General features: G+C 65.4%; 28 protein-coding genes and 1 tRNA gene. 14 read left to right on the top strand and 15 right to left on the bottom strand.

Features of this window, described 5'->3' with window-relative positions; all coding sequences use genetic code 11:
• Positions 1-85 precede the first annotated feature (85 nt).
• From ACED18_RS07045 to hemP, 7 genes are all read right to left on the bottom strand, one after another.
• A complete protein-coding gene (locus tag ACED18_RS07045; protein WP_377290336.1) occupies positions 86-451 on the bottom strand; it encodes a hypothetical protein in 366 nt (121 codons plus the stop codon).
• 76 nt (positions 452-527) lie between these two features.
• On the bottom strand, positions 528-893 hold the full coding sequence (locus ACED18_RS07040) for a YqjD family protein (protein WP_377290334.1): 366 nt from the start codon (positions 891-893) through the stop codon (positions 528-530).
• Positions 894-988: 95 nt separating this feature from the next.
• Complete coding sequence (locus tag ACED18_RS07035) at positions 989-1,783, bottom strand: heme ABC transporter ATP-binding protein (RefSeq protein ID WP_377290332.1); 795 nt, start codon at positions 1,781-1,783, stop codon at positions 989-991.
• A 6-nt stretch (positions 1,784-1,789) separates the two neighbouring features.
• Positions 1,790-2,884 carry a FecCD family ABC transporter permease gene (locus ACED18_RS07030; RefSeq protein ID WP_377291091.1) on the bottom strand — a complete coding sequence of 365 codons (1,095 nt, stop codon included), beginning with the start codon at positions 2,882-2,884 and terminating at the stop codon, positions 1,790-1,792.
• 31 nt (positions 2,885-2,915) lie between these two features.
• The gene (locus tag ACED18_RS07025; protein WP_377290330.1) at positions 2,916-3,818 is read right to left on the bottom strand and encodes a hemin ABC transporter substrate-binding protein; all 903 of its coding nucleotides are present in this window, start codon (positions 3,816-3,818) and stop codon (positions 2,916-2,918) included.
• A 117-nt stretch (positions 3,819-3,935) separates the two neighbouring features.
• Entirely contained in the window at positions 3,936-4,982 is a 1,047-nt protein-coding gene (locus ACED18_RS07020) for a hemin-degrading factor (protein ID WP_377290328.1), read from the bottom strand.
• 8 nt (positions 4,983-4,990) lie between these two features.
• Positions 4,991-5,104: a hemin uptake protein HemP gene (hemP, locus tag ACED18_RS07015; protein WP_377291089.1), complete on the bottom strand. Its 114-nt coding sequence runs from the start codon at positions 5,102-5,104 to the stop codon at positions 4,991-4,993.
• A gap of 201 nt (positions 5,105-5,305) precedes the next feature.
• Between hemP and ACED18_RS07010 the strand changes: the two genes are divergently transcribed.
• The 5 genes from ACED18_RS07010 (at position 5,306) to ACED18_RS06990 (ending at position 8,066) form a co-directional block, all read left to right on the top strand.
• Entirely contained in the window at positions 5,306-5,758 is a 453-nt protein-coding gene (locus ACED18_RS07010) for a hypothetical protein (protein ID WP_377290326.1), read from the top strand.
• A gap of 47 nt (positions 5,759-5,805) precedes the next feature.
• Complete coding sequence (locus ACED18_RS07005) at positions 5,806-6,801, top strand: TonB family protein (RefSeq protein ID WP_377290324.1); 996 nt, start codon at positions 5,806-5,808, stop codon at positions 6,799-6,801.
• A 220-nt stretch (positions 6,802-7,021) separates the two neighbouring features.
• Positions 7,022-7,423, top strand: a complete 402-nt coding sequence (locus tag ACED18_RS07000; protein WP_377290322.1) for a DUF2325 domain-containing protein — start codon at positions 7,022-7,024, stop codon at positions 7,421-7,423.
• An 18-nt stretch (positions 7,424-7,441) separates the two neighbouring features.
• Entirely contained in the window at positions 7,442-7,684 is a 243-nt protein-coding gene (locus ACED18_RS06995; protein WP_377290320.1) for a hypothetical protein, read from the top strand.
• A 67-nt stretch (positions 7,685-7,751) separates the two neighbouring features.
• The gene (locus tag ACED18_RS06990; RefSeq protein ID WP_377290318.1) at positions 7,752-8,066 is read left to right on the top strand and encodes an antibiotic biosynthesis monooxygenase family protein; all 315 of its coding nucleotides are present in this window, start codon (positions 7,752-7,754) and stop codon (positions 8,064-8,066) included.
• A gap of 13 nt (positions 8,067-8,079) precedes the next feature.
• Here ACED18_RS06990 and ACED18_RS06985 read toward each other — a convergent pair whose 3' ends face one another.
• Positions 8,080-8,457: a DUF423 domain-containing protein gene (locus ACED18_RS06985; RefSeq protein ID WP_377290316.1), complete on the bottom strand. Its 378-nt coding sequence runs from the start codon at positions 8,455-8,457 to the stop codon at positions 8,080-8,082.
• A gap of 44 nt (positions 8,458-8,501) precedes the next feature.
• Positions 8,502-8,894 carry a group II truncated hemoglobin gene (locus tag ACED18_RS06980; RefSeq protein WP_377290314.1) on the bottom strand — a complete coding sequence of 131 codons (393 nt, stop codon included), beginning with the start codon at positions 8,892-8,894 and terminating at the stop codon, positions 8,502-8,504.
• 180 nt (positions 8,895-9,074) lie between these two features.
• Between ACED18_RS06980 and ACED18_RS06975 the strand changes: the two genes are divergently transcribed.
• The 4 genes from ACED18_RS06975 to ACED18_RS06960 all read left to right on the top strand — a co-directional run bounded on the left by ACED18_RS06975 (position 9,075) and on the right by ACED18_RS06960 (position 12,256).
• Positions 9,075-9,635 carry a TetR family transcriptional regulator gene (locus ACED18_RS06975; RefSeq protein WP_377290312.1) on the top strand — a complete coding sequence of 187 codons (561 nt, stop codon included), beginning with the start codon at positions 9,075-9,077 and terminating at the stop codon, positions 9,633-9,635.
• A gap of 129 nt (positions 9,636-9,764) precedes the next feature.
• Positions 9,765-10,106 (top strand): DMT family transporter, encoded by a 342-nt coding sequence (locus tag ACED18_RS06970; RefSeq protein ID WP_377290310.1) that lies wholly within the window; start codon positions 9,765-9,767, stop codon positions 10,104-10,106.
• 315 nt (positions 10,107-10,421) lie between these two features.
• Entirely contained in the window at positions 10,422-11,207 is a 786-nt protein-coding gene (locus ACED18_RS06965; protein WP_377290308.1) for a ThuA domain-containing protein, read from the top strand.
• Positions 11,208-11,212: 5 nt separating this feature from the next.
• Positions 11,213-12,256 (top strand): Gfo/Idh/MocA family protein, encoded by a 1,044-nt coding sequence (locus ACED18_RS06960; RefSeq protein ID WP_377291087.1) that lies wholly within the window; start codon positions 11,213-11,215, stop codon positions 12,254-12,256.
• A gap of 230 nt (positions 12,257-12,486) precedes the next feature.
• On the opposite strand, the gene ACED18_RS06955 is transcribed toward ACED18_RS06960, so the two are convergent.
• Together ACED18_RS06955 and ACED18_RS06950 are read right to left on the bottom strand one after the other, a co-directional pair.
• The gene (locus ACED18_RS06955) at positions 12,487-13,503 is read right to left on the bottom strand and encodes a LacI family DNA-binding transcriptional regulator (protein WP_377290306.1); all 1,017 of its coding nucleotides are present in this window, start codon (positions 13,501-13,503) and stop codon (positions 12,487-12,489) included.
• The gene (locus tag ACED18_RS06950) at positions 13,500-14,765 is read right to left on the bottom strand and encodes an alpha/beta hydrolase (RefSeq protein ID WP_377290304.1); all 1,266 of its coding nucleotides are present in this window, start codon (positions 14,763-14,765) and stop codon (positions 13,500-13,502) included. Before ACED18_RS06950 ends, ACED18_RS06955 begins: the two co-directional genes overlap by 4 nt.
• Before the next feature lie 338 nt (positions 14,766-15,103).
• Here ACED18_RS06950 and ACED18_RS06945 point away from each other — a divergent pair, with 338 nt between their 5' ends.
• Positions 15,104-16,159, top strand: coding sequence for a dipeptidase (locus ACED18_RS06945; RefSeq protein ID WP_377290302.1), 1,056 nt, complete (start codon positions 15,104-15,106; stop codon positions 16,157-16,159).
• 40 nt (positions 16,160-16,199) lie between these two features.
• Here ACED18_RS06945 and ACED18_RS06940 read toward each other — a convergent pair whose 3' ends face one another.
• Complete coding sequence (locus ACED18_RS06940) at positions 16,200-16,832, bottom strand: MliC family protein (protein WP_377290300.1); 633 nt, start codon at positions 16,830-16,832, stop codon at positions 16,200-16,202.
• 187 nt (positions 16,833-17,019) lie between these two features.
• Between ACED18_RS06940 and ACED18_RS06935 the strand changes: the two genes are divergently transcribed.
• On the top strand, positions 17,020-18,642 hold the full coding sequence (locus ACED18_RS06935) for an ABC-F family ATP-binding cassette domain-containing protein (RefSeq protein WP_377290298.1): 1,623 nt from the start codon (positions 17,020-17,022) through the stop codon (positions 18,640-18,642).
• Positions 18,643-19,081: 439 nt separating this feature from the next.
• Positions 19,082-19,942 (top strand): HD-GYP domain-containing protein, encoded by an 861-nt coding sequence (locus ACED18_RS06930; RefSeq protein ID WP_377290296.1) that lies wholly within the window; start codon positions 19,082-19,084, stop codon positions 19,940-19,942.
• Between the two features lie 71 nt (positions 19,943-20,013).
• Here ACED18_RS06930 and ACED18_RS06925 read toward each other — a convergent pair.
• Positions 20,014-20,090 (bottom strand) — tRNA-Arg (locus ACED18_RS06925).
• A gap of 210 nt (positions 20,091-20,300) precedes the next feature.
• Here ACED18_RS06925 and ACED18_RS06920 point away from each other — a divergent pair.
• Positions 20,301-20,996, top strand: coding sequence for an SDR family NAD(P)-dependent oxidoreductase (locus tag ACED18_RS06920; RefSeq protein ID WP_377290294.1), 696 nt, complete (start codon positions 20,301-20,303; stop codon positions 20,994-20,996).
• Positions 20,993-22,549, top strand: a complete 1,557-nt coding sequence (locus tag ACED18_RS06915) for a cryptochrome/photolyase family protein (RefSeq protein WP_377290292.1) — start codon at positions 20,993-20,995, stop codon at positions 22,547-22,549. The genes ACED18_RS06920 and ACED18_RS06915 overlap by 4 nt, the downstream gene beginning before the upstream one ends.
• Before the next feature lie 199 nt (positions 22,550-22,748).
• Here ACED18_RS06915 and ACED18_RS06910 read toward each other — a convergent pair whose 3' ends face one another.
• Both ACED18_RS06910 and ACED18_RS06905 read right to left on the bottom strand, forming a co-directional pair.
• The gene (locus tag ACED18_RS06910; RefSeq protein WP_377290290.1) at positions 22,749-23,519 is read right to left on the bottom strand and encodes a hypothetical protein; all 771 of its coding nucleotides are present in this window, start codon (positions 23,517-23,519) and stop codon (positions 22,749-22,751) included.
• A 198-nt stretch (positions 23,520-23,717) separates the two neighbouring features.
• Complete coding sequence (locus ACED18_RS06905) at positions 23,718-24,503, bottom strand: ATP-binding cassette domain-containing protein (protein WP_377290288.1); 786 nt, start codon at positions 24,501-24,503, stop codon at positions 23,718-23,720.
• Positions 24,504-24,505: the final 2 nt, after the last annotated feature.

The following is a 24,505-nucleotide window of genomic DNA, read 5'->3' as shown; positions in this document are numbered from 1 at the left end:
CCTGCCGGACGGCAGACGCGAAAAAACCCCGCGGCCGGTAGCGCGCGGGGCTTTGTGTTGCAGCACCTTTGGATGCAAAGCCAGTTCAGGCGTCGTTGTCGTCATCTCCGCTTCGCATCATCGCGAAGACGGCCGTGAGTGCAATGGCGGCACCAGCGGCAAGCACCGGCTTCTTGCGGGCAAGCGCGAGCGTCGTCGCTGCAATCAGGTTCGTGCGGGCCATGGCGCGACGGCGTTGGATTTCCCGCAAGCGCTTGTCGCGGGCATTCAGCACCATTGCCACGACGACCAGCACGAGGATCAGGCCGATTGCAATCCCCGCAACCGTGGCCACCGCGAGATGCGGCGGCATGCGCGTCGAGAGGTAAAGCGCCAAGGCCACGACCAGCGTGATGTAGGCCGTCAGGGCGAGAACGACGGCCACCCCGTAGACGATTGCGTTGCGCTTCATGCGATGGGTTGTGGCTGCGGCATCAAAAGACGCCGCAGCAGCGAGGAGTCCCGCAAGCGATCCCATGGAGGGCGTCTTAGCGGCGGCTGCTGAGCAGCGAAGCGACGATGAGGCCGAAGGCTGCGGCAGCGCCGACGGCAATCAGCGGGTTTTCGCGGACGGTCTTGGACACCTCGCGGCCAGTGCGCAGCGAAGCGCGGCGCAGTTCGCGCAGCATGGCTTCGCTGGTTTCCAGGAGGTCTTCGACGCCTTCCTGGGCCCGCTCGCGGGCGACGTGGGCCTTGGCGCGAATCGACTTGCCGGCATCCTGGCCACGATCGGCCAGTTCGTCCGTCAGTGTGGAGAGTTCGGCGCGAAGGGCCTCGATGCGTTCTTCGATCGAGGACTGAAGGTGGGCGCCATTATGCTTCTTGCTCGAGCTGGAAAAGAGACCGGTTGCCATTGGTTCAACTCCTTCATCAGGACAAATCTGAAGGCCGCGTGAGCGGCCGGGTTCGCCATCACAACGCGCCTTCAGGAGAATTGTTCCCGACTTTTCTAATGGAGGGCAGTCTGGGGCAGAATAAAGGGCATGCCGGCGGGGGGCGATACGCCAACCTGCATCGGGCAGCCGAAGACGGTCCGCATGGTCTCGTCGGTCAAGACGTCGGCTGGCGGGCCCGATGTCTCGACACGGCCGGCGCGCATCATGACGACGTGATCGGCGAACATGGCCGTGAGGTTGAGGTCATGCAGGATGGCGATGACGCCGCCGCCGGCATCGGCAAAGCGGCGGGCAAGCCTCATGATCGACAGCTGGTGGCGGATATCGAGGCTGGAGACGGGTTCGTCGAGCAGCAGGAAGGCGGGCTCGCCGTGTTTCACCGGCTCCGCGACCTGGCAGAGAACGCGGGCGAGCTGCACGCGCTGCTGCTCGCCGCCGGAAAGCTCCTGGTAGAACCGGCCGGCAAAGCCCGCGAGATCGACGGCCTCCAGTGCGCGGTCGATGGCGTGCCGTTCGGCCTCCGGCGACACCGCGCCGGTGCCGGCCGTGACGCCCATGCCGACAATCTCGCGCACGGTGAAGGGAAAGGCGATGACGGTGTGCTGGGCGAGCACGCCGCGCCTGAGGGCCAGCTCCCATGGCCTGAAGCTTTCCAGCGCGCGGCCGAACAGGCGGACGCTGCCGGCCCTGCGGATCTCGCCGGAGACGACCTTCAGCGTCGTCGTCTTGCCGCAGCCGTTCGGGCCGACAATGGCGGTGAGCGCGCCGGCGCGGGCGGTGAAGCTGACGCCGTCGAGCACGTGTTTCTTTCCAAGGAAGAGGCTGAGGTCGCGGGCTTCGAGCGTCATGGCCGGTCACAGTCCGAGCTGGGTGCGGCCCTTGAGCAGGAGCCAGAGGAAGAAAGGGCCGCCGACGAGCGCGGTGATGATGCCGATCGGCAGTTCGGCCGGGGCCACGATGGTGCGGGCGATCATGTCGGCAAACATCAGGAGCGTGCCGCCGAGAAGCGCGGAGGCCGGCAGAAGCGTGCGATGGTCCGGACCGATGACGAGGCGCAGCAGATGCGGCACGACAATGCCGACGAAGCCGATGCCGCCGCTGACGGCGACGGAGGCCCCGGTGGCGGCCGCGACCGCGATGATGGCGGTGCGCTTCAGCCGCTCGACGGGAATGCCCATGTGGAAGGCCGCGGCTTCGCCGAGCGTGATGGCGTTCAGGCCGCGGGCGAGGATGGGGATGACCGTGAGCGAGACGAGGATGATCGGCGCGATAGCGACGACCTTGGTCCAGGTGGCGCCGGAGAGAGAGCCGAGGCCCCAGAAGGTCAGGTCGCGCAATTGCTTGTCATCCGCCATGGAGACGAGGATGCCGGTGACGGCGCCGGTCAGGGCTGCAAGCGCGATGCCGGCGAGCAGCAGGGTTGCGACCGAGGTTTGCCCGCCGCGCGTGGCGATGCGATAGAGCAGGAAGGTGGTGGCGAGGCCGCCCAGGAAGGCGGCGAGCGGCAGGGTGTAGATACCGCCAAGCGCGAACAGGGGCGCCAGCGCCGTGCCGCCGAGCACGATGACGCCGACCGCGCCGAGGCTGGCGCCGGCGGAGACGCCGACCAGACCGGGATCGGCCAGCGGATTGCGGAACAGGCCCTGCAGCACGACGCCTGAGACCGCAAGCGAGGCGCCGATCATCAGGCCAAGCAGGGCACGCGGCAGGCGGATGTCGAGGATGATGATGCGGTCGCGCGCCGACAGCGCGCCGCCGGCCGCGTCACCGCCCAACACCGAGGCGAGAAGGCCGGCGACGGAGGCATCCGACGCACCGACCGTGATCGAGACCGTAAACATGGTGGCGGTGGTGGCAAGAAGGGCCAGGATGACGAGCGTGGCGAGGCCTGAGCGGTCGCCGTGCCGCCAGGCGGCGAAAGCGGCGGAAAGCCCACGCGACGGCATCATCTCCGCGCGCTCCGGCCCGAGATCCCGCAGATCACTGTGCGACATGGGGCTTGGCCTCGTAGATCGCGGCGTTCAGCTCTTTCACGGCGCTGGCCGTGCGCGGACCAAAGCCCAGGAGATGCAGGCCATCCATCCGGATGATCGCCTTGTGCTCGCCGGCCGGTGTCAGCCGGATTGCGGGGTGGGCGAGGAGGTCGCCGTCTGCGGCGCCATGATCGCCGCCGCGATCCATCATCAGAATGACGTCGGGCCTTGCGGTGATGATGGCCTCGTCCGACAGCGGCTTGTAGCCGGGAAATCCGGGCGTCGCATTCGCCGCGCCGGCAAGCCGGATGATCGCATCGGCGGCCGTGCCGGTGCCGGAGGCCATGATGCGGCCGCCCTGGGTGCTGAGGATGAAGAGCACGCGCCGGCGCTCGCTTTCCGGTCGCTGCGCGGCCTTGGAAGCGGCCTGCGTGACATCGGCTTCGACGGAGGCTGCCAGCGTTTCGGCCTTGGCATCGACGCCGAGGAAGCGGCCGATGGCGCGGACCTTGCCGGCAATCCCATGGGCGTCGAAGGTTTCGGGTACCGTCAGGAAGGCAATGCCGGATTTTTCCAGCGTGGCGAGCGCTTCCGGCGGGCCGCTGCCCTCGACGGCGAGAATGGCGGTCGGGTTCGTGGCCAGCACACCCTCGGCCGAAAGCTGGCGCATGTAGCCGACATCGGCGATCCCGGCAGCGGCGGGCGGGTAGATGCTGGTCGAATCGCGGCCGACGAGCCGCTTTTCCTCGCCGAGCGCATAGACGATCTCGGTGACCGCGCCGCCGATGGAGACGAGACGGGCCGTGTCGGCCGGCTTGACCTCCTCGGCAATCGCTGGCGCGGCGGCGAGAAGGGTGAGACCCACAAGCGCCTGGACAAGCCGCTTCGTTGGCGGAAAGGGGAAGGTCATGGTGAAATTCCTCGTCGGCAGGGAAGGACGGTGCGCCGGTTGCGCATGGCGCTGCCGGGCGGGGTACAAGCCCCGCCTGACATCGGCGACCGGGAACGTTCTGGCGCGGCCTGTGGATCAGGCTGCCGCGGTCTGGCTCAGGCGCGGCAGCGCTTCGGCCAGCGCGCGCCAGTCGTCGCGTTCCATCTTGCCTTCCTTGCGCTTGCCGAAGAACTGGATGATCAGCTCGCCGCGCGCATCCAGCACTTCCACGGATGTCACGTGGCCGTCGCTGGTCGGCTTGCGCACGAGCCATGCTTCCGCGATGTGATCGGTGCGCAGATGCAGGTGGAAGGTCGGGTCCATGACATTCAGCCAGGGGCCCATGGTCTGGACATTGGCGACCGGGCCGGAATGGATCTGGATCACCCCGCGATTGCCGACGAAGCACATCAGCGGCAGGTCCGCAGTTGCAGCACCGCGGAACATGGCCTCCACGGCTGCGGGCTCCAGCGCCTCGGCATAGTCGTCACCGGCATGGTGAAGGGCATCGCGGCGCGAGACGTTGAGACTGCGCAGCATTCCGTGGAACTGGTGCGTGTCCGTCATGCGGCTCCAGCGGTCGCGCAGTTCCAGCGCATCCACGTCGCCGGTCGGCATGTCGGCGGGAAGCGCTTCTTCCGTGAAGGTCTGCGACTGGTCGTCAAGTCTGAGATCCTCGAGGATCGCAGCGTAGGCGTCGAGGTTCGAGGCGGGGCGCATGTGCACCTTGTGAACGGCGGTGCCCGCGCGGTCGAAGAACTGGAAGCTGCGGCGGACCGTGTCGCCATCCGTCTTCGTCACCCCAAAGCCGTGCGCCCAGGCGGACGGGAAGATGCGCAGGTCGATCTCGCTGCCGAGCACCAGCGTAGCCTGCTTGCCGGCCTGGACCTTTTCAAAGGGGCCGATCTTCTCATGCACGGCGCTGTCGTTGCGGGTCAGCGCCATGACCTCGCCGAGTTCGCCGACGCGGGCGAGGAAGCGGTTGGCGTCGGCGTCGATCCGCACGACCGAGAGGCCGCATTCGGCCGCGACAAGCGCGGCTTCGCTGACGCCGAGGCGTTCGGCCGCATCGCGCTCGCGCATCTTCGGGTTTTCGGCGCGGAAGGCGCGGATTTCGGCGGGGGTCGGGCGACGGTCAATCATGGTCAGGCCTATTTGTTGAGAATGAGCTTGTTCTGGCGGGTAATCTTCATGCGGTAGAGCGCTCCGTCATGGCGGATCAGGATTTCGGTGCGGCCGGCAAAGAGGTCGCGGCTCTCCAGCACGGCGGGCGCATCGCGCGCCGGCGCGGCGGCGGTGGTCGATTCGGTTCGGATGGTGTCGGCGATCACGCTCGTCTGCCCCTTCGGCGCGGCCATCTCAGGCGCGCAACAGTCGCTTTCTTTCTTGACTGCATAACTCATCTTTTTCTATGACTGCAATACCGGATTTTTACATTCAAGTTTTATTGTGGTGGAGCGGCAGGCATGGCGAGCGTGGCAGGCAGGCGGATTTGGACGGTACTTCTGGGCGTGTGTTGCGTCGCGCTCCCGGCTGTTGCGCAGGAGGCCGCGCCAAGGGCCGCGGCCCCGTCGCTCTCCATCGAGCTCAACGATCTCGCGGCCTCGCAGAAGGGCTGCAAACTGACCTTTGTCGCCGAAAACGGCCTGTCGCAGTCCCTCGACAAGGCCTCGTTCGAAGTCGTGCTCTTTGATCGCAAGGGCCTGGTCGAGCGGATGGCAGTGCTGGATTTCCGGGATTTGCCGAGCGGCAAGACCAAGGTGCGGCAGTTCGATCTGGCCGGCACGCGCTGCGAGGATCTTGGCAGCCTGCTCATCAACGACAGCCCCTCTTGCACGGGTGAGGGTATCGCCGCGGATGCCTGCATGCGCGGGCTGAAGGCGGGGTCGAAAGCCGATGGCGTGACGCTGAAGGGCTGAGACGGGTTCGCGAACAGGCGGTCATGAAGGCCGACGGGACGAGACGCATGAAGACGATGTTGAAATGGGGTCTGGCGGTTGCCTTTTCGCTCGCGGCGCATGCGGGCGCAGCGGCTTATCTCATGCAGGCGGGACCGGAGGAGGCACAGGTGGCCGGCGGCGAGCCGATGGAGATCGCCGTTCTCGGCAATGCCTTCGAGGAGACCTTGCAGGCCGGCGCGGCGGCCGATGCGGTGACCCCGAGCGCGGTGCAGCCGGAAGAGACGCCGCCTGAGGAGGTCGCAGCCCTCCAGCCGGAAACGCCAGCGGAGCCTTCCGCCGATCTCACGCCCGCCCTCACGCCCGATATCACACCCGAGGTGAGCGAGGTTGCGCCTTCCGAGAGTGCGCCGCCCGTTGCGGCGGATGTGGTTCTGCCCGCCGGGGCAGAGCCGCCGGTAACGGCTGACGATCCGCTGGTGACTGCTTCGCTCCAGCCCTCCGAAGAGCTGATGCCGGACCTCGCCGACGTGGTGACGCCCCTGCCGCGGCCGGAACCCGCGACGGTCATGGAAAAGCCCGCGCCGAAGAAGACCGAGAAGAGAAAGGTCGAGAAGAAGGAGCCGCCGCGCAAGGTTGCCGAGCGTCAACAGGCCGGTGACGAGGGCAAGGCGGCCGAAACGAAGGTGCGGGGGGTGACGGATGGCCAGCAGCAGGCGAAGGCCAACGAGGGTGGCGAGGCCGCACGCAGCCAGCGCCCGCAGGCGGCCGGCAATGCGGCGGTCTCCAACTATCCCGGCAAAGTCCGCGCCAGGCTGACCCGGGCGCTGCGCTACCCGTCGGAAGCCCGTCGCGGCGGCATCAAGGGTGACGCGCAGGTGCGCTTCACGGTGCGGGCCGACGGGCAGGTGGCGAGCATCGCGCTCGCCCGCAGCACCGGCTCGCCCATCCTCGACGAAGCGGCGCTTGAGGCCGTGCGCCGGGCCGCTCCTTTCCCGAAGATCCCGGAGGGCGCGGGGCGTGACAGCTGGGCCTTCACCATTCCACTCGGCTTTTCCCGCTGAGGTCTGCGGACGGTCTCCGGGCGTTGACTTCTGCTCCGGCAGGGCGACGCCCATTGGTTTTGCAATATTTTCTTCCTGCGATGAAAATATGAGTTTTATCGTCAAGATTATACTTTACTGCTTTTGTCATGTTTTGTAGGGTCGCCGCATTCCAGCCGCCGCGGGGCGGATTCGATGTGAGACAGGCCGCCCGAGGCGGTGCCAGCGAGGGACAATCGACATGGCCGACAAGCGCCGGAAGAAGGATCAGCGGCAGGACAGGAAGGCTCCTGCCGGCATCGACACTCAGGCCCCGTCCGGGGACAGGCTTGCCGGCCGCAGCTTCCTCTATGTCGGCGGGCGGGATTGCCAGGTGGCGCATCTGCGCGAGATCGCCAGTTCCTTCGGCGCCGAGCTCATCCATCATGATGGCGGGCTGCGCGAGGCGGTGTCGCGCATCGACCGGGTGCTGCCCTCCGTCGATTGCGTCTTCTGCCCCATCGACTGCATCAGCCATGATGCGTGTCTGCGGGTGAAGACCGGTTGCAAGAAGTGGGGCAAGGCCTTCGTGCCGCTGCGCAACGGCAGCAAGTCCAGCCTGGAGCGGGCGCTGCAGGATCTCAAGACGGCCGGCGGCAACTGATCTTCGAGGAGGACGCGCATGCGCGACGAGAGACCCGACCCCTATCTGCTGATCGGCCTGCACAAGCTGGCGGAGATGCAGGGCGAGGGGATGCTGCCGGAACTGCACGACGCCCTCTTGCGCCTGCCGCAGCCTGGCGCGGAACGTCCGTCCGCGCTCATCCTGCCCTTCATCCGTAAAGAGGGGGCGCGTCTTCGCCGCAGGATCGCCGATGGCGGCCAGGTCATCCTCTTCGGTGCGTCATCGGCGCGGCGTTCGTAAGGGCAGGTCTTGTAACGGGCCTTAGTCCGGCCCATCCTTTGGCCTCAAACAAACCGGGGGAGAGCCCATGTTCATTGCCATGAACCGCTTCAAGATCGTCGCGGGCCACGAGGAAGCCTTCGAGGCCGTCTGGAAGAACCGCGATTCGACGCTTGCGGAGAATCCCGGCTTCATCGAGTTCCGCCTTTTGCGCGGCGAGACGAAAGCGGATGAGGGCTACACGCCGTTCATCTCCAACTCGCTCTGGGCAAGCCGCGAAGCCTTCGCGGCCTGGACGACATCGGAAAATTTCCGCGCCGCCCACCGCAATGCCGGCGACAACCGCGCCATGTATCTCGGACCGCCGCAGTTCGAGGGCTATACGGTGGTTGAGGGCGCGTAGCCCGATTACCGGCCTACCGCCCCTGCGGCAGCAGCGCGCCGATGGCCAGCACCACCCAGCCGAGAATGGCCGTCGTGCCGCCCGTGGGCGCAGCCATCGGGAAGACCGGGCCTCCCCAAAAGTGGCGGGAGGCCATGTCCAGCGAAAACAGGCCGGCGCCGGCAAAGAGCAGGATCGCTGCCAGCGCGCCGAGCCGCAGCCGGCCGCCGGAAAGCCCGAGCGCCAGCAGTGCCGGGGCATGGGCAAGGCAGATCGCCGAGGCGGCGCCGAGTTCGCGGGCGTCACCCCCATGGGCGGCAGCGGCGGCGAGCGCCACACCGGCAGCCCCCATCAGGCCGGCCACGGCCACGAAACTGCGCTGGGTGAGGGGAAGGGGCGCGTTGGCAGTCATGCTCTGTTCCTTGATGTCGTGGCGTTCGGGCGGGTCGGCGCCATCTACTCGGTGTTGCGCATATGGTGGGCGAGCCGCGTGATCGGCTCGCGGATGATCTCGCGAAGCTTCGGATGTGCTACGGTTTCGTCCAGTGCGCGATCAAAGCAGAGCAGCCATTCCTCCACCTCCACCGGGCCGATCGCTGCGCCGAAATGGCGTCGGCGCAGCATGGGGTGGCCGTAGCGCTCGACATAGACGGGCGGGCCACCCAGCCATCCCGTCAGGTAGAGGTAGAGCTTTTCCCGGCTGCCCGTGAGGTCGTCAGGGTGAAGGGCGCGGCAGCGGGCAGCTTCCGGCAGCGTGTCCATCAGCACGTAGAAGCGCTCCGTCAGCGCCTTCACCGCCTCGTCACCGCCGATCGCCTCATAGAGCGTGGTGGTCTCGCCTTCCGCCATGATCCGTCTCCCGTTCTCGGTTCCAGATAGGGCAGGCTGGCCGTGGCATGCAATGCGCCTCGCGACATTCATCGCGGGCTTCAGGCCTTGCCCCCTGCGGCAAATGGCGCGCAGCCGATGCGTGCGCAGGGATATGCGCCTCTCTTGCAAACCGTCCAGACGGTATGTTAGAGAGAGTGCATGACGAACGCGCACCGCAAATCGAAGCAGCCGGAACAGGTCCGCCAGCAGGTGCTGGCCGTAACGGGCGCGCTTGCGGCCGAGGCCGGCATTTCAGGCGTGACGCTGGATGCGGTGGCGGCGGCTGCGGGGGTCAGCAAGGGCGGGCTCCTGCATCATTTCCCAAACAAGGCGGCGCTGATCGATGGCCTGTTCGAGCGGCTTCTGGTCGCGTTCGACGCGGCCGTTACCGCCGCCATGGCCGCGGACAGCGTGCCGGCCGGGCGGTACTCACGGGCCTATGTCGCGGTCTGCTTCGACCTTGAGGATGCCCCTGCCGGCGCCGGCTGGCGCGTGCTGACCGTCGCGCTGCTGGCGGACCCGTCGCTGAAGGCGCGCTGGCAGGCTTTCGTGGCGGAGAAGGCCGCGCACCACGCCGAGACGGATGCCACGCCCGGCTGCCTTGCGGCGCGGTTTGCGGCGGACGGGGTCTGGCTGGCCGACATGCTGGGCAGCCACCGGCTCGAGCCCGGGGAACGGCAAGCGCTGAAGGCGCGTCTGATGGCCCTCACCACCGAGTGAGCCTTGCTGCGGCCCCCTTGGGCCGTCTCTTTTCCTATCCCGCCGCGCAGACCTGCGGCGCGCGGATCTTCCCCTTGTCGTTTCCTCTTGTCGTCCGGCGGGTCTTGCCGCCGTCTCCGGAGCCCTTCCATGAGCCCTGTTGCCGTCTACTCGCTTCTCGTCATCGCCATCGTCTTCGAGGTGCTGGGCACTTCGGCCATGCAGGCGGCGCAGCATTTCACCCGGCCCTGGCCGACGGCGATGATGGTGGTCTGCTATGCCATCGCCTTCTACTTCCTGTCGCTGACGCTGCGCACCCTGCCGGTCGGCATCGCCTATGCGGTGTGGAGCGGGCTCGGCATCGTGCTGATCTCGCTCGTCGGTTTCGTCGTCTTCGGTCAGACGCTCGATCTCGCCGCCGTTGTCGGCCTCGGCCTCATCATTGCCGGTGTTCTGGTCTTGAACCTTTTGTCGTCCTCCACATTTCACTAAGGCATGTCTCCTGAAAGTGTGTCGCGGTTTCAGGAAAAAGACATGCAAAACAGAATTCTCCAGCATGTCGCGTGAACCCAGGATCAGGCGACATGATGGAGGCGCCGGCACCGATGGTGCCGCTTCACGGAAACCGGAGCGATCCGCCCTTCACCAAGGCGCGGCATCATCCATGCGCAAGGGCTGAATTTCTTTCGCAGGCCGCCGTCACCCCGTCTTGCGGGCGGCGCAGGAGCGTTGTAACGCTTCATTTGAAAGCGGTTTCAAATTCCATCCATCTGGGGTCCCGATAGCGGACCGGAAAGGCGTGACGTCATGGCGATCAGAGCGGTCGTTTGGGGCGAGAACATCCATGAGCAGACCAATGATGTTGTCCGCAGCATCTATCCCGAGGGCATGCACACGACCATTGCCCGGGCGCTGAACGCCGATCCGGCGATCACCGCCACGACGGCGACGCTGCAGGAGCCGGAGCACGGGCTGTCCGTCGATCGGCTGGCCGAGACGGACGTGCTGCTCTGGTGGGGCCACAAGGATCACGGCGCGGTGGACGATGGCATCGTCGAGCGGGTCGCGGCGCGCGTGTGGGAAGGCATGGGCCTGATCGTGCTGCATTCCGGCCATTTCTCCAAGCCCTTCAAGCGGCTCATGGGTACGCCCTGCGCGCTGAAGTGGCGCGAGGCGGGCGAACGCGAGCGCATCTGGGTCATCAATCCCCGCCATCCCATCGCCGAAGGGCTCGACGAGAACTTCGTGCTGGAAAACGAGGAGATGTATGGCGAGCAGTTCTCGGTGCCGGAACCGCTGGAGACCGTGTTCATCTCCTGGTTCCAGGGCGGCGAAGTCTTCCGTTCGGGGCTGACCTGGCGGCGCGGCGCCGGGAACATCTTCTACTTCCGCCCCGGACACGAGACCTACCCGACCTATCACGATGCCAACGTGCATCGCGTGCTGACGAATTCGGTGAAGTGGGCGCACAACCCGCAGGGCACCTACGCGGCGATCCATGATGCGCCGAACGTGCCGGTCGAAAAGGCGCTGGAGCCGATCGAGGAGCGCGGCCCGAAGCTGCATCAGGCCGGCGAGGCGGGGTATCGCTGATGACGATCCGTCTTCTGGTGCTCGGTACGGGCGGCATGGCCAACAGCCACGCCGCCGCCTTTTCGGCCATCGATGGCGTGGAGATGGTCGCCTGCGTGGATGTGGACCCGGCCCGGGCCGCAGCCTTTGCGGAGCGGCATGCCATTCCGAAGACCTTTCCCTCGCTAGAGGCGGCGATCGAATGGGGCGGCTTCGACGCGGCCACGAATGTGACGCCAGACCGCATCCACTACCGAACCACCCTGCAACTGATCGCGGCCGGCAAGCATGTCCTGTGCGAAAAGCCGCTGGCCGAGACCTATGCCGAAGCCGACGAGATGGCGACGGCGGCGGAGAAGGCCGGTCTGATCGGCATGGTCAACCTCACCTATCGCAATGTCGCACCGTTGCAGGTGGCGCGGCAGATGGTGCTGGATGGCACGATCGGGCGCGTGCGCCACATCGAGGCCTCCTATCTCCAGAGCTGGCTGGTCTCCAAGGCCTGGGGCGACTGGGCGAAGGAGGCACAGTGGCTCTGGCGGCTGTCGCGCAAGCACGGCTCGAACGGGGTTCTCGGCGATGTCGGCATCCACATTCTCGACTTTGCGAGCTATGGCAGCGCGGCGGATGTGGAGCGCATCTTCACGCGGCTGAAGACCTTCGACAAGGCGCCGGAAAACCGCATCGGCGACTACGACCTCGACGCCAATGACAGCTTCGCCATGACGGTGGAGTTTTCCAACGGCGCCATGGGTGTCGTCCATTCCAGCCGCTGGGCGACCGGCCATCTCAACGAACTGCGCCTGAAGCTGCACGGCGACCGCGGCGCGCTGGAGGTGATCCACACCCCGCAGGGCTCGACCCTGAAAGGGTGCCTCGGCGAGGACATCGAGACCGGAACCTGGCGCGACATCGACGCCGGTACGGTGCCGACCAACTACCAGCGCTTCGTGGACGCCGTCACCACCGGCCACAGCCAGGAGCCGGATTTCCGCCGCGCAGCGACCTTGCAGCGCGTGCTGGACCTCTCTTTCGCGACGGAGACGGAGCGGCGGGAAATGAAGGTGTGAGGTAGGGTTGCGCCTCGGCCCGCTTGTGGCGGTAAGTCCTTCTCCTGCGTCATGCTCGGGCTTGACCCGAGCATCCATGCGGCGGACTCGGTGCCCGGCGTGTGGATCCTCGGGTCAAGACCGAGGATGACGGCTGGGGGCGAGGATGACGGCTGGGGGCAATGATGGCGGTTGGGGCAATGCGCCCCTTGGGCACCCCTCCGTGCCAATCGTAGACTACAGCCGGCATCTCACCCCGTCGCCCGTGGCCGTCCCGTCGAGCGGCGGATGACGAGTTCGACCGGCCAGACCTCGCGCAACTCTTCCGCCGGCCGGCCTTTCAGGCGTTGCAGCAGGAGTTCGGCGATGCGGGTGCCGGCGGCGCGGATGGAGGAGCGTGTGGTCGTGAGCGTCGGAATGAGGTTTTCGGGGCTGAGATAGGCGAAGACATCGTCATGGGCGATGAGGGAGACATCCTCGCCGGCCGTCAGCCCGGCCGCGCGGATGGCGCGCATGGCGCCGAGTGCGGACATCATGGAGCCTGCGATGATCGCGGTCGGCGGATGGGCACCGGCGAGGAAGGACTGGGTGAGGCGGAAGCCCATTTCGTCGGTGAAGTCGCCATTGCCGGTCAGCGAGGGATCGATGGCGATGCCGGCCTCACCGAGCGCCTCGCAATAGCCTTCGTGGCGGTGTTCGGCAAAGACCATGCCGCGGTGGCCGTTGACAAGGGCGATGCGGCGGTGGCCGAAATCGAGGAGCAGGCGGGTCGCCTGCCGGGTCGCGCCCCTGTTGTCGATGTCGAGAAAGGCGCAGCCGGGCGCCTGCGCGCGGCCATGGACGATGAAGGGCAGGCCGAGCTCTTCCAGCAGCGCAAGACGGGGATCGCCGAGGCGCGGCGAGTGCAGTACGAAGCCATCGACGCGCTTGCTGGCGGCCAGCCGGCGGTAGATCGACAGTTCCGCCTCCTCGCTTTCCACCGTCGAGATCAGCATGTCGATGTCGTCGGCCTGGAGGCGGCCGCCAAGGCCGCCCAGGAATTCCGTTGCATGCGGGCCGAAGCCCGTGCCGCGCAGCACGATGCCGATCGCGCCGGCCCGGCCGGTGGCAAGGCCGATGGCGGCCGTGTTCGGCCGGTAGCCGAGCTCGCGGGCGGCACGCATCACGCGTTCGCGGGTTTCGGCGCGGACCTCCGGATAGCCGCTCAGCGCCCGGCTGACCGTCGTCTGCGACAGGCCGAGATGGCTGGCGAATTCCTTGAGGTTCATGGCTGTGGCTTTGCCTTCACATGGGTGCCGGTGGTGCCGACCGTGTTCTGCACGGAGCGGCCGAGGCGTTGCCACTGTTCGTCGTAGTTCTCCCGGGTCTTCGGGTCGAAGACGAGGATCGGCGTGGACACGGCGACGCTGGCGGCTGTGCCCACCGTCTGGGCCGCGCCGAGCGCCACAGCACCCAGACGATCGCCGAGGCCGATATTGCTGTCAGTAATCGTCTGGCCGGCGATCAGGCGGTTGCCGATGAGTTTCACCACTTCAGGGCTTTCGGCGAACTTGCCGTGGTTCAAGTCGTCATCGCTGTCGAGATCGGTGAGGTCGAAGACGGTAATGCCGCGCTGCTCCAGCGCGCTGCGATAGGGCTCGACGGTCGGGTCGATCTGGCCGAGGCGGTCGATATCGCCGGCGATGATGCGCGAGGCAGCCAGCGCCCGGTCGTCGCGGGAGACGAAGATGGTGAAATGCGGCTTGTCCCGGCCCATCTGCTCCCACTGCTTGGCCACGACATCCACGTCGATGTCCGGAGAGGCGAGGATGACGTTCCTGATCTTGGGCGCGACGCGGCCGTCGCGGATGGCCATCTGGCGCAGCGATTCCATGGCAAGCCAGGTGCCCATGGAATGGGCCATGACGGTGATTTCGCCGACCTTCGGGCTGTTGGCGGCCTTGCGCAGCAAGTCCTCCAGCGCATCGCGGGAATAGTTGGTGCTCTCGCGGTCATAGACGTAATCGAAGACGCTGGCGCGCGAGGGCCATGTGAAGAGCACCGGCGCCACATCCGCCTTGGAATCATGCACGATCTGGGCGAAGCGATAGACGGCGTCTTCGTAGCGATTGTTGAAGCCATGCACGAAGATCAGCATGCGCCGGCTCTTCGGAATGTTGTCCTTCGCCCAGAGATTGACGCCTGTGTCATCATCGAGCGGCGTGACGCTGACCGTCGAAAACTCCTTGCGTGGATCGGCCGGCAATGTCTGCGGCCACTGAACCTGGCCGATCTTGCGGTTTTGATCCGGCGGGATGGACACAACGATTGAGGCGACCGAGATCTGGTCGCCGCGATCGCCGCCAAAGAGGACGCCAGGCTCGGTGGAGGGCGCACGCGTTGTCGCGACGAGAAGGTTCACCTCGCTTGCGCCGGGCGCTGTCCCGTTCGGGATGAGCACGCCTTCCGGTCGTCCGGCGCAGGCGTACAGCAGAGCGGCAGACGCTATCACCAGTGTCAGCCGCTTGAATACCGTCGTGACCGCCGTCATGGCTCTCCCGTTCCGCGGGCGTTTCCGAGGCTTGAAGCCGCCAGTCCGCCGCGGCGGGCCGGTGGCGATCCTTCGCCCCGTGGCCCGCATGTCATTTCTTCTTCGCCGGCCACGGTGTCCTTGCCGGCCAGGGTGCTACCTTTGCCACAAATCGCCATATTCGCAAGGCTTCAAATCCGGGCCGGCAGCGCCTTCCCACGGGAACATCGTGGGCTCTGCGTGGTTGGCGGGAGCGCGGCATTGATGCGGAGGGGTGGGTCCAGTACCGTCGCCTCCCATCGCACAATGATTCACGCCGTCCGCCAGACGGTGGCGCAACATTCCCGGAAAGGCAGACCATGCAGGCGGTATTCGACGGTCACAACGACGTTCTCTTGCGCCTCTGGTCGCTGAAGCGAGGTGGCGGCGACCCGGTCGCCGATTTCGTCAACGGCGCGGCCAACGGCCATATCGATGCGCCGCGCGCCCGCGAGGGAGGGTTGGCCGGCGGGCTTTGCGCGATCTACATTCCCTCGGGCGGCCTGATCCTGCGGCAGCCGGACGAAAACGGCCATTATGATACGCCCATGTCTGCGCCGCTCGAGCGGCAGCCTTCGCTCGGCATTGCGCTGGACATGGCCTCGATTGCCCTGCGGCTTGACCGTGCCGGGGCCTGGCGCCTGTGTCGTTCGGTCGGCGATATCAGGAACGCCATGGCCGACGGGGTGTTTGCCGCGGTCCTGCACATGGAAGGCTGCGAGGCGATTGGCGCGGACCTGTCAGAACTTGACGTCTTCTACGCTGCCGGCCTGCGCTCGCTGGGGCCGGTCTGGAGCCGTCACACGATCTTCGGTCACGGAGTTCCCTTCGCCTTTCCCCGCTCGCCCGATACGGGGCCCGGCCTGACGGAAGCGGGCGAGGCGCTGGTCAGGGCCTGCGACACGATGGGCATTCTCGTCGACTGCGCCCACATGACGGAAAAGGGGTTCTGGGATGTGGCGCGCGTCTCGACACGGCCGCTGGTGCACAGCCACTCGAATGCCCATGCGCTCACGCCCGTTGCCCGCAACGTCACCGACCGGCAGATGGATGCCATTGCCGAACGAAAGGGCGTGGTCGGCCTCAATTTCGCGACGACCATGCTGCGTGAAGACGGGCTCGAAAATGCGCTGACGCCCATGTCCGACCTGATCCGCCATATCGACTACATGGTCGAGCGCATGGGGATCGACTGCGTGGCGATCGGCTCGGACTACGACGGCGCGACGATCCCCGCCGAAATCGGCGATGCATCCGGCACCCAGGTGCTGGTCGATGCCTTGAGCGACGCGGGCTACCGCGGGGACGATCTTGCCAAGCTTCTCCGGGAAAACTGGCTTCGCGTGCTCGCTGAAACCTGGGGCGAGACGCCGTAACCCCGCCCGGCACATCCGGGCGAGGCGGGCCGCGCACGGTTCATTTTGCCGGACGGCAGGTCATTTCCGGCGCCTGGTAACCCCAGGTGATGGTCGCCTCGCCCTGGTGCTCCCAAAAGGTCTCGTTGCGCCCGGCATAGCGGGCGCCGCTGGCGGCCGGCGCGGCAAACATCAGCGATGTCTCGTCGCCGCGCTCGGCGATCATGGTCGGTGGTTCGGTCTTGAAGAAGGTGGTGATCACCTCATTGGCCGGGTTCTCATCGCAGATCCAGCGGTACGGGCCCAGAGACTTCACCAGCCGGTAGCGTGCCTGCAGTTCGGCAATGCGGTTTTCGTAGGCGAAGGCAATGCAGTCGCCGATGTCCTTCGCCTTCCAGCATTCGTCGCGGCCCTTGATCCAGCCGCGCTGCTCGGCGGCAAGGAGCGGCGGGTGTTCGTTCTTCGCTTTCCGAGCTGCCTGACGATAGACGGCGTCGAGCTTCCGGTCGGCGGCCGACAGTTTCGGATCGTTGCAGACCCGCTCGGCGATCGAACCCTTCTCGACCTTGCGGCAATCGAAGGTCGGGCCCTTGCCGGCGGCCATGCCCGGAGCGGCCGGCACCGCCAAAGCGAGCAGGCCCAGCGACAGCATGGCGGCATATCGTTGTCGCGACCCGGTCTTCGTTCTGTACATGGATGCCTCCCAGCTGTTCCAGTGCTGTTGCCCTGCCGACACGATAGCCCAAGGCAGCACGGCTTTGAACGGGCTTGCGGAGGAAAGCCCCGCTCCCGGTCTTTCCTTTGGGCGGCGGGCGTGGCAAAGGCCAGCCAAGCATCGCCCCGGCCTTCGCGCGGCCGCAGTCCTCAGGCCCGACCGTTCCATGATCCGCATCGACAATATCAGCAAGCAGCTCAGCCACCGTATCCTGTTCATCGAGGCGTCCGCTGCGCTCAACAAGGGCGAGAAGATCGGTCTCGTCGGTCCGAACGGGGCCGGCAAGTCCTCGCTGTTTCGCATGATCACCGGGCAGGACCAGCCCGACGAGGGGCAGATCTCCGTCGATCGCGGCGTTTCGATCGGCTATTTCGACCAGGATGTTGGCGAGATGGCCGGCCGCAGCGCCGTGCAGGAGGTCATGAACGGCGCGGGGCCCGTCAGCGAGGTGGCGGCGGAGCTTGCGAGCCTCGAGGCGGCGATGAGCGATCCCGACCAGCTGGACCGCATGGACGAGATCATCGAGCGCTACGGCGAAGTGCAGGCGCGCTACGAGGAACTGGACGGCTACGCGCTGGAGGGCCGCGCCCGCGAGGTGCTGGCCGGGCTTTCCTTCAGCCAGTCGATGATGGACGGCGATGTCGGCGGGCTTTCGGGCGGCTGGAAGATGCGCGTGGCGCTTGCCCGCATCCTGCTGATGCGCCCCGATGTGATGCTGCTCGACGAACCTTCCAACCACCTCGATCTCGAAAGCCTGATCTGGCTGGAAAACTTCCTGCGCGGCTATGACGGCGCGCTGATGATGACCTCGCACGACCGCGCCTTCATGAACCGCATCGTCGACAAGATCCTCGAAATCGACGGAGGTGGACTTACAACCTATAATGGTGACTACGCCTTCTACGAAGAGCAAAGGGCGCAGGCGGAGAAGCAGCAGCAGGCGCAGTTCGAGCGTCAGCAGGCCATGCTCGCCAAGGAAATCAAGTTCATCGAGCGCTTCAAGGCGCGCGCTTCCCATGCTGCCCAGGTGCAGAGCCGCGTCAAGAAGCTCGACAAGATCGACCGTGTGGAACCGCCGCGCCGCCGACAGGTGGTGGCCTTCGATTTCCAGCCCGCGCCGCGCTCGGGCGAGGATGTCGTCGTCATCAAGAACGTGCGCAAGGCCTATGGCGACCGTGTGATCTATGACGGGCTCGACTTCACCATCCGCCGGCGGGAGCGCTGGTCGATCCTCGGCATCAACGGCGCGGGCAAATCGACGCTCCTGAAGCTGATTGCCGGGGCCAGCACGCCGGACGAGGGGACCGTCAATCTCGGCGCCAGCGTGAAGATGGGCTACTTCGCCCAGCATGCCATGGAAATGCTCGATGGCGAGGAGACGATCTTCGAAGCACTCGAAAACGCCTTTCCGCGGGCCGGGCAGGGGCCGCTCCGGGCGCTTGCCGGCTGCTTCGGCTTTTCCGGCGACGATATCGAAAAGCGCTGCCGCGTTCTCTCGGGCGGAGAAAAGGCGCGCCTCGTCATGGCAATGATGCTGTTCGATCCGCCGAATCTTCTGGTTCTGGACGAGCCGACCAACCACCTCGACCTCGACACCAAGGACATGCTGGTGAAGGCGCTCTCGACCTTCGAGGGCACGATGATCTTCGTGTCCCACGACCGCCACTTCCTCGGCGCCCTGTCGAACCGCGTTCTGGAACTGACGCCGGAGGGCGTGCTGCGCTACGATGGCGGCTATCACGAATATGTCGCCCGCACCGGCCAGGAAGCGCCAGGCATCCACGCCTGACAGCCGGAACCGTATCGCATGCTCCGGCGCACCTGCATTTTGCGGGCAGGCGGCAGATGGCCCGCGAGCGCTTTGGCGGAGGCTACCACGTCGTTCCCGTCTGGCGACGGCAGGTCGGCGGTGCCGCCAGTCCCGCGCGGTTCCTGAAAAGATTGCGTCCGGCGCGCGCGGTTCCACCGCAACCATCATCGGTTGATTTTATAAGTGCTTTTATTCTAAGTTAAGAACAGTTGGTGCATGCTCAGGTCCTCGCGGATTTGCAGGTATCGCCGGTGGTTCGCGAGGCGGGTTCCGGGCCATGATACGGTCTGGAACAGGTGCCTGCGAGACCCGGCGGAAACGGGTTCGCTCAACATGATGAACGCCTGAATTGGGGTTGGGTGTGCTTGTTAACGTTCCGAAGAAATCCCTTCGTAAGGGGATGTTCATCGAAGCCGTCATGTGTCCTGAGGCGGAATTCGCCAAGCGGCGGTTTCTGCTCGAGACAGAGCTTGACTATCGTGCGATCGTCGCGTCTTCGGCTGACCTCGTTCTGGTGAATGCGGCGCGCAGCACCGTCTCCATCGACTCGACGGCCGGGCGAAGCGCCAAGGCGGCGGACCCCGTCGTCGCGGCGCGGACGCGCACGGCCATTGCCAACAACATCAAGGTTCTCGGCGACAGTCTCGACGTCATCCGTCAAGGCGACGAATTCGATTTCGATTCGCTCCAGCCGGCCGCAGCGTCCCTCGTCGACAGCGTGACGGAAGCGCCCGCCGTTCTGCTGCAGATGACGCGGCTGAAGAGCAAGGACCAGGGCACATTCGTGCATTCCATTGCCGTCGCCGGCCTCATGGCGCGCCTCGGCGCCGCCACCGGCATGGATGCGGATGCCATTCAACTGCTTGCCACGGCCGGCCTGCTGCATGACCTCGGAAAGCTCTTCATTCCCGACGCGATCCTGAAGAAGCAGGGCGAACTGACCGATGCGGAACGCAAGGTCATTCGCACCCACCCACAGATCGGCTATGACATTCTGAAGCGCTATCCCGGCGTTCCGCAGATGGTGCTCGACATCTGCCGCCTGCATCACGAGGCCCTGGATGGCAGTGGCTATCCGCTCGGCCTTTCCGGTGATGAAATCAGCCAGATCGTGCGCCTGTCCACGGTCTGCGATGTCTTTGACGCCCTGACGACGGTTAGACCCTACAAGCGTGCCTGGACACGCGAACAGGCCATCCACTGGATGTTCGACCGCGGCCATCTCTTCGACCGCAAACTTGTCCTCTCGCTTGGCCGACTGCTCGACGCAATGGAGTGAGGCAACGCCCTCACGCCTGCCGTTTTGCCGCAGTGAGGACTTTGATCGACCGACAGTCTCGGAAGGTTAAATGGCGCACCCGACAGGATTCGAACCTGTGACCTTTGGAATCGGAATCCAACACTCTATCCAGCTGAGCTACGGGTGCATCCGGTGACGACCCTCGGGGGAGGGTGTCGAAGCAGGCTGTGAGGGGTTCATAGCTCAGGTCGGGGCTGCCTTCAATGGGATAATCGGAGGATTGTCGGTGGCGGGGCGTTTGCGCTTCGCTTTCCCGTGCCGTCTTTTCTGCAATCCGCTGCTTCATGGTCCGCGTAGAGGGCCCACGGAAACGGAAGCGGGTCGGGAGTGCGTGCGCATGCAGAGGCTTCAGGATGGGTTCAGGGCTGTCGTCATCGGGGCGAGCGGGGGAATCGGGGCGGCGGTGCTGTCGGCTCTGGCGGCGGATCCGCGTGCGGGGCGGGTGATCGGGCTGTCGCGGTCGGTCGACGGGCTTGATGTGACCGACGAGACGGCGGTTTCGGCGGCGGCGGCGCGGCTGAAGGGCGATGGGCCGTTCGATCTCGTCTTCGATGCGACGGGCGCGCTGACGATCGACGGGGTCGGGCCGGAAAAGACGGTGAAGGCGATCGATCCGGCCATGATGATGAAGCAGTTCGCGCTCAATGCCATCGGGCCGGCGCTGATCGTCAAGCATTTCGTGCCGCTTCTGCCACGCGACCGGCGGGCGGTGCTGGCGACCTTGTCGGCCCGGGTCGGCTCGATCTCCGACAACCGGCTCGGCGGGTGGATCTCCTACCGGGCGTCGAAGGCGGCGCTGAACCAGATTTTCCGCACGGCTGCGGTCGAAGTGGCGCGCACCCATCCGCAGGCGGTGCTGGCGACACTGCATCCCGGCACGGTCGATACGGCGCTCTCCTCCAGCTACACGGTGAGCCACGCGAAGCTTTCGCCGGCCGAGGCGGCGGCGCATCTTCTCTCCGCGCTCGATGGGGTCGAGGCGGCGGAAAGCGGCGCCTTCGTCGCCTATGACGGCGAGAGGATCGGCTATTGAGCGGGTGCCGCCATCTCGTCTTCATTCTCGGCGACCAACTTTCCGAGGGCCTGTCGAGCCTCGAGGGCTTCGACGCCGCGCGCGACCGCGTGCTGATGGTGGAGGTGATGGAGGAGGCAACTTATGTGCGCCATCATCCCAAGAAGATCGCCTTCATCTTCTCCGCCATGCGGCACTTCGCCGAGGGGCTGAGGCAGAAGGGATTTGAGGTCGATTATGTGGCGCTCGACGATCGCGGCAACAGCGGGTCGTTTACCGGCGAGCTGGAGCGGGCGGTCAAGCGGCTGAAGCCGGAGGGTATCCGCATCACGGAGCCGGGCGAGTGGCGCGTGCTGCAAATGGTCGAGGGCTGGGAAGAGGCGCTGAAGCTGCCCGTGGCGGTGTTGCCGGACAGCCGCTTTCTCTGTTCGCGCGCGGAATTCGCCGCCTGGGCCAAGGGGCGCAAGCAGTTGCGCATGGAGTATTTCTACCGCGAGATGCGCCGCAAGACCGGGCTTCTGATGCGCGGCGAGGAGCCCGAAGGCGGCAAGTGGAATTACGATGCGGAGAATCGCGAGCCGCCGTCGGGCGGGCTTTTCTCGCCGAAGCCGCCGAAGACGCGGGCCGATGCGATCACCAAGGAGGTGCTCGATCTCGTCGGCAAGCGCTTTGCGGATCATTTCGGCTCGCTCGATGGCTTCCACTTTGCCGTCACGGCGGAGGAGGCGGAGGCGCATGCGGCGGATTTCATCGCCCACCGTCTCAAGGATTTCGGCCGCACGCAGGATGCGATGGTGGCGGGCGACCCCTACGGCCATCACTCGCTGCTCTCCTTCTATATCAACGTCGGGCTGATCGGCCCGATCGACCTCTGCCGCCGGGTGGAGCGGGCCTATCACGAAGGGGCGGTGCCGCTGAATTCGGCTGAGGGTTTCATCCGCCAGATCATCGGCTGGCGGGAATATGTGCGCGGCGTCTACTGGCTGTTCATGCCGGACTATCTGGAGATGAACGAACTGAAGGCGACCCGCGACCTGCCGGCCTTCTACTGGAGCGGCGAGACGCAGATGGCGTGCCTGAAGCATGTCATCACCGATACGCGCGAAAATGCCTATGCCCACCACATCCAGCGGCTGATGATCACGGGGAATTTCGCGCTGCTGATCGGCGCCGATCCAAAGCAGGTGCATCGCTGGTATCTGGAAGTCTATGCCGATGCCTTCGAATGGGTGGAGCTGCCCAATACGCTCGGCATGAGCCAGTTTGCCGATGGCGGCAAGCTGGGCTCGAAGCCTTATGCGGCCGGCGGCGCCTATATCGATCGCATGTCGGACTATTGCGGCGGCTGCCGCTACGATGTGAAGAAAAAGACGGGCGAGGGGGCCTGCCCCTTCAACGCGCTCTACTGGGATTTTCTGGATCGCAACGCGGCCAAGCTCAAGGGCAACCAGCGGCTGGCGACGGTCTATGCGTCGTGGGGGCGGATGAAGGAGGCGCAGAAGGCGGCGTATCGGGAAAGTGCGGCTGCGTTTTTGGAAGGGCTGGATGGGATGGCGGGGTATGGGCAGGGGTGAGGCAACGGCGATTTGCTAAAGAGCCTGGCCCGAATTCTCGTCTCTGAAAATGAGGTTACTGATTATACGATCTCCTTGAAAAGGGTTGACATATGACTTCGATCTCAAACAATAAAATTCTGTCTTCTGGAGCCATTTAATAATTTTTAATACAGTATCTGCGATTTATATTATATAAATGTGGGAATTTATACGTCTTCTATTTGTACAAGTTTGTGGAGAAGGATTCAGGACTCAAATACTCTAATTCGGGATCAGCAGCATTTACGCGCAGACGAGGCGGATTTGGAATGAGGGTAGGGCGTTCGCGTCCTATCGCTTCTAGCCAACCCAAAGCTGCGACAACCTTCCCTTTAGTCACCGGCTCATCCGTTATCTCCAGCGTGATGGAATTGAGCCGGTAGCCGCGGCCGAAGCTTGCCGGGAGGTCGCCGGGATCGACGCGGCGGACGCTGGCGGGGTCGTTGATGTTGTCGAAGGTGACGAGCAACGGATAGTTTTCGCGGGCGAGCGCACGGCTTTCCCGCATGTGTTCGAGCCGGTCGAACATGGCGTGCGCGTCGGCCTCGGTTCGCGGATGATCCTTCTTGTCAATGAAGGTCTTGCGTGCCGTCTCGTGGCTGTAGTTTTGCAAGAGCGCAAATAGGTATCGCCCTTTTCCCAGGTCGACCGTCACGGCTTCTCCGGAGAGGCTGCTGCTGCCCGAACCGGCCGCGTCACCGACACCCCACCAACGCGGCGAGGCGCCGACATTGACGCGGGTCACCGCGCTTCCGGTCTTCATGCCATCAGGCGTCATGACCGACACGGTCAGTTTCTGGTTCCACTCCCATGCGTGAAAGCCGAGCTGATCACAGCCCGAAATCAGGCTCAGCGACATGAGGCTGAAGGCCAGCCATCGATGTCGGGCTATCCGCTTTGCCGCGGCAACCAGCCTGGTGGTTTTCTGATGGCCCAGCGAATGATGCATGTGTTTCCCCAAAGGCTTTCCGACTTTTCGATAGGCCGAACAGTCTTATCGCCCTTGGATTGAATGATGGTGCAATCCAGACCTGCATTCGCTTGGAATGGTTGACGAATGGTGAAGGGGCGGGTGAAGCGCAACGCATCTGATTTGTTGCGACCGGCAGGTGCCTCAGTCCACCCGGCCCCCTCGCACGCTACTCCCTCACGCCGTCTGCATTGCCCCCGGTCCCGGGATCGCTTTTGGCGGCACCTTGCCGAGGATGATCATGCCCAGCACTTCGTCCTTGGTCACGTCCTCGGTGCGGGCGTGGCCCACCACCTGGCCGTTCTTCATCACCGAGACGCGGTCGGCGAGGTCGAAGACGTCGTGGATGTCGTGGCTGATCAGGAAGATGCCGATGCCTTCGCGCTTCAGCTGCTTGATGAGCTCGCCGACCTGGGCGGTTTCCTGCGGGCCGAGTGCTGCCGTCGGTTCGTCCATGATGAGGATGCGGGCGTTGAAGAGGATGGCGCGGGCGATCGCCACCGACTGGCGCTGGCCGCCCGAGAGCGCCTTCACCGGCTCCTTGAAGCGCTGGAAGTTGGGGTTGAGGCGGCCCATGACTTCGCGGGCCTTCGCCTCCATCGCGACGTCGTCCAGCGTGCCCCAGGGGGTGCGCAGTTCGCGGCCGAGATAGAGGTTGGCGGCGGCATCGACGTTATCGGCGACGGCGAGCGTCTGGTAGATGGTCTCGATACCGTATTTCTTGGCGTCGCGCGGGTTGCCGATATCGGCCGGCTCGCCATTGATGAGGATGTCGCCGGCATCGCGCTTGTAGGCGCCGGAGAGGATCTTGATCAGGGTCGACTTGCCGGCGCCATTGTGGCCGAGGAGCGCCACGACTTCGCCGGGATAGAGGTCGATCGAGGCATTGTCGACCGCGTGGATACCGCCGAAGGAAATCGAGATGTTGCGCATTTCGACGAGCGGCGTGCGTTGTTCTGTCATTG

The organism is Rhizobium sp. SG2393, from assembly GCF_042610495.1.
Lineage (GTDB): Bacteria > Pseudomonadota > Alphaproteobacteria > Rhizobiales > Rhizobiaceae > RU20A.
The sequence above is the reverse complement of the archived record's forward strand: the minus strand, read 5'-3'. Positions and strand labels throughout refer to the sequence as shown.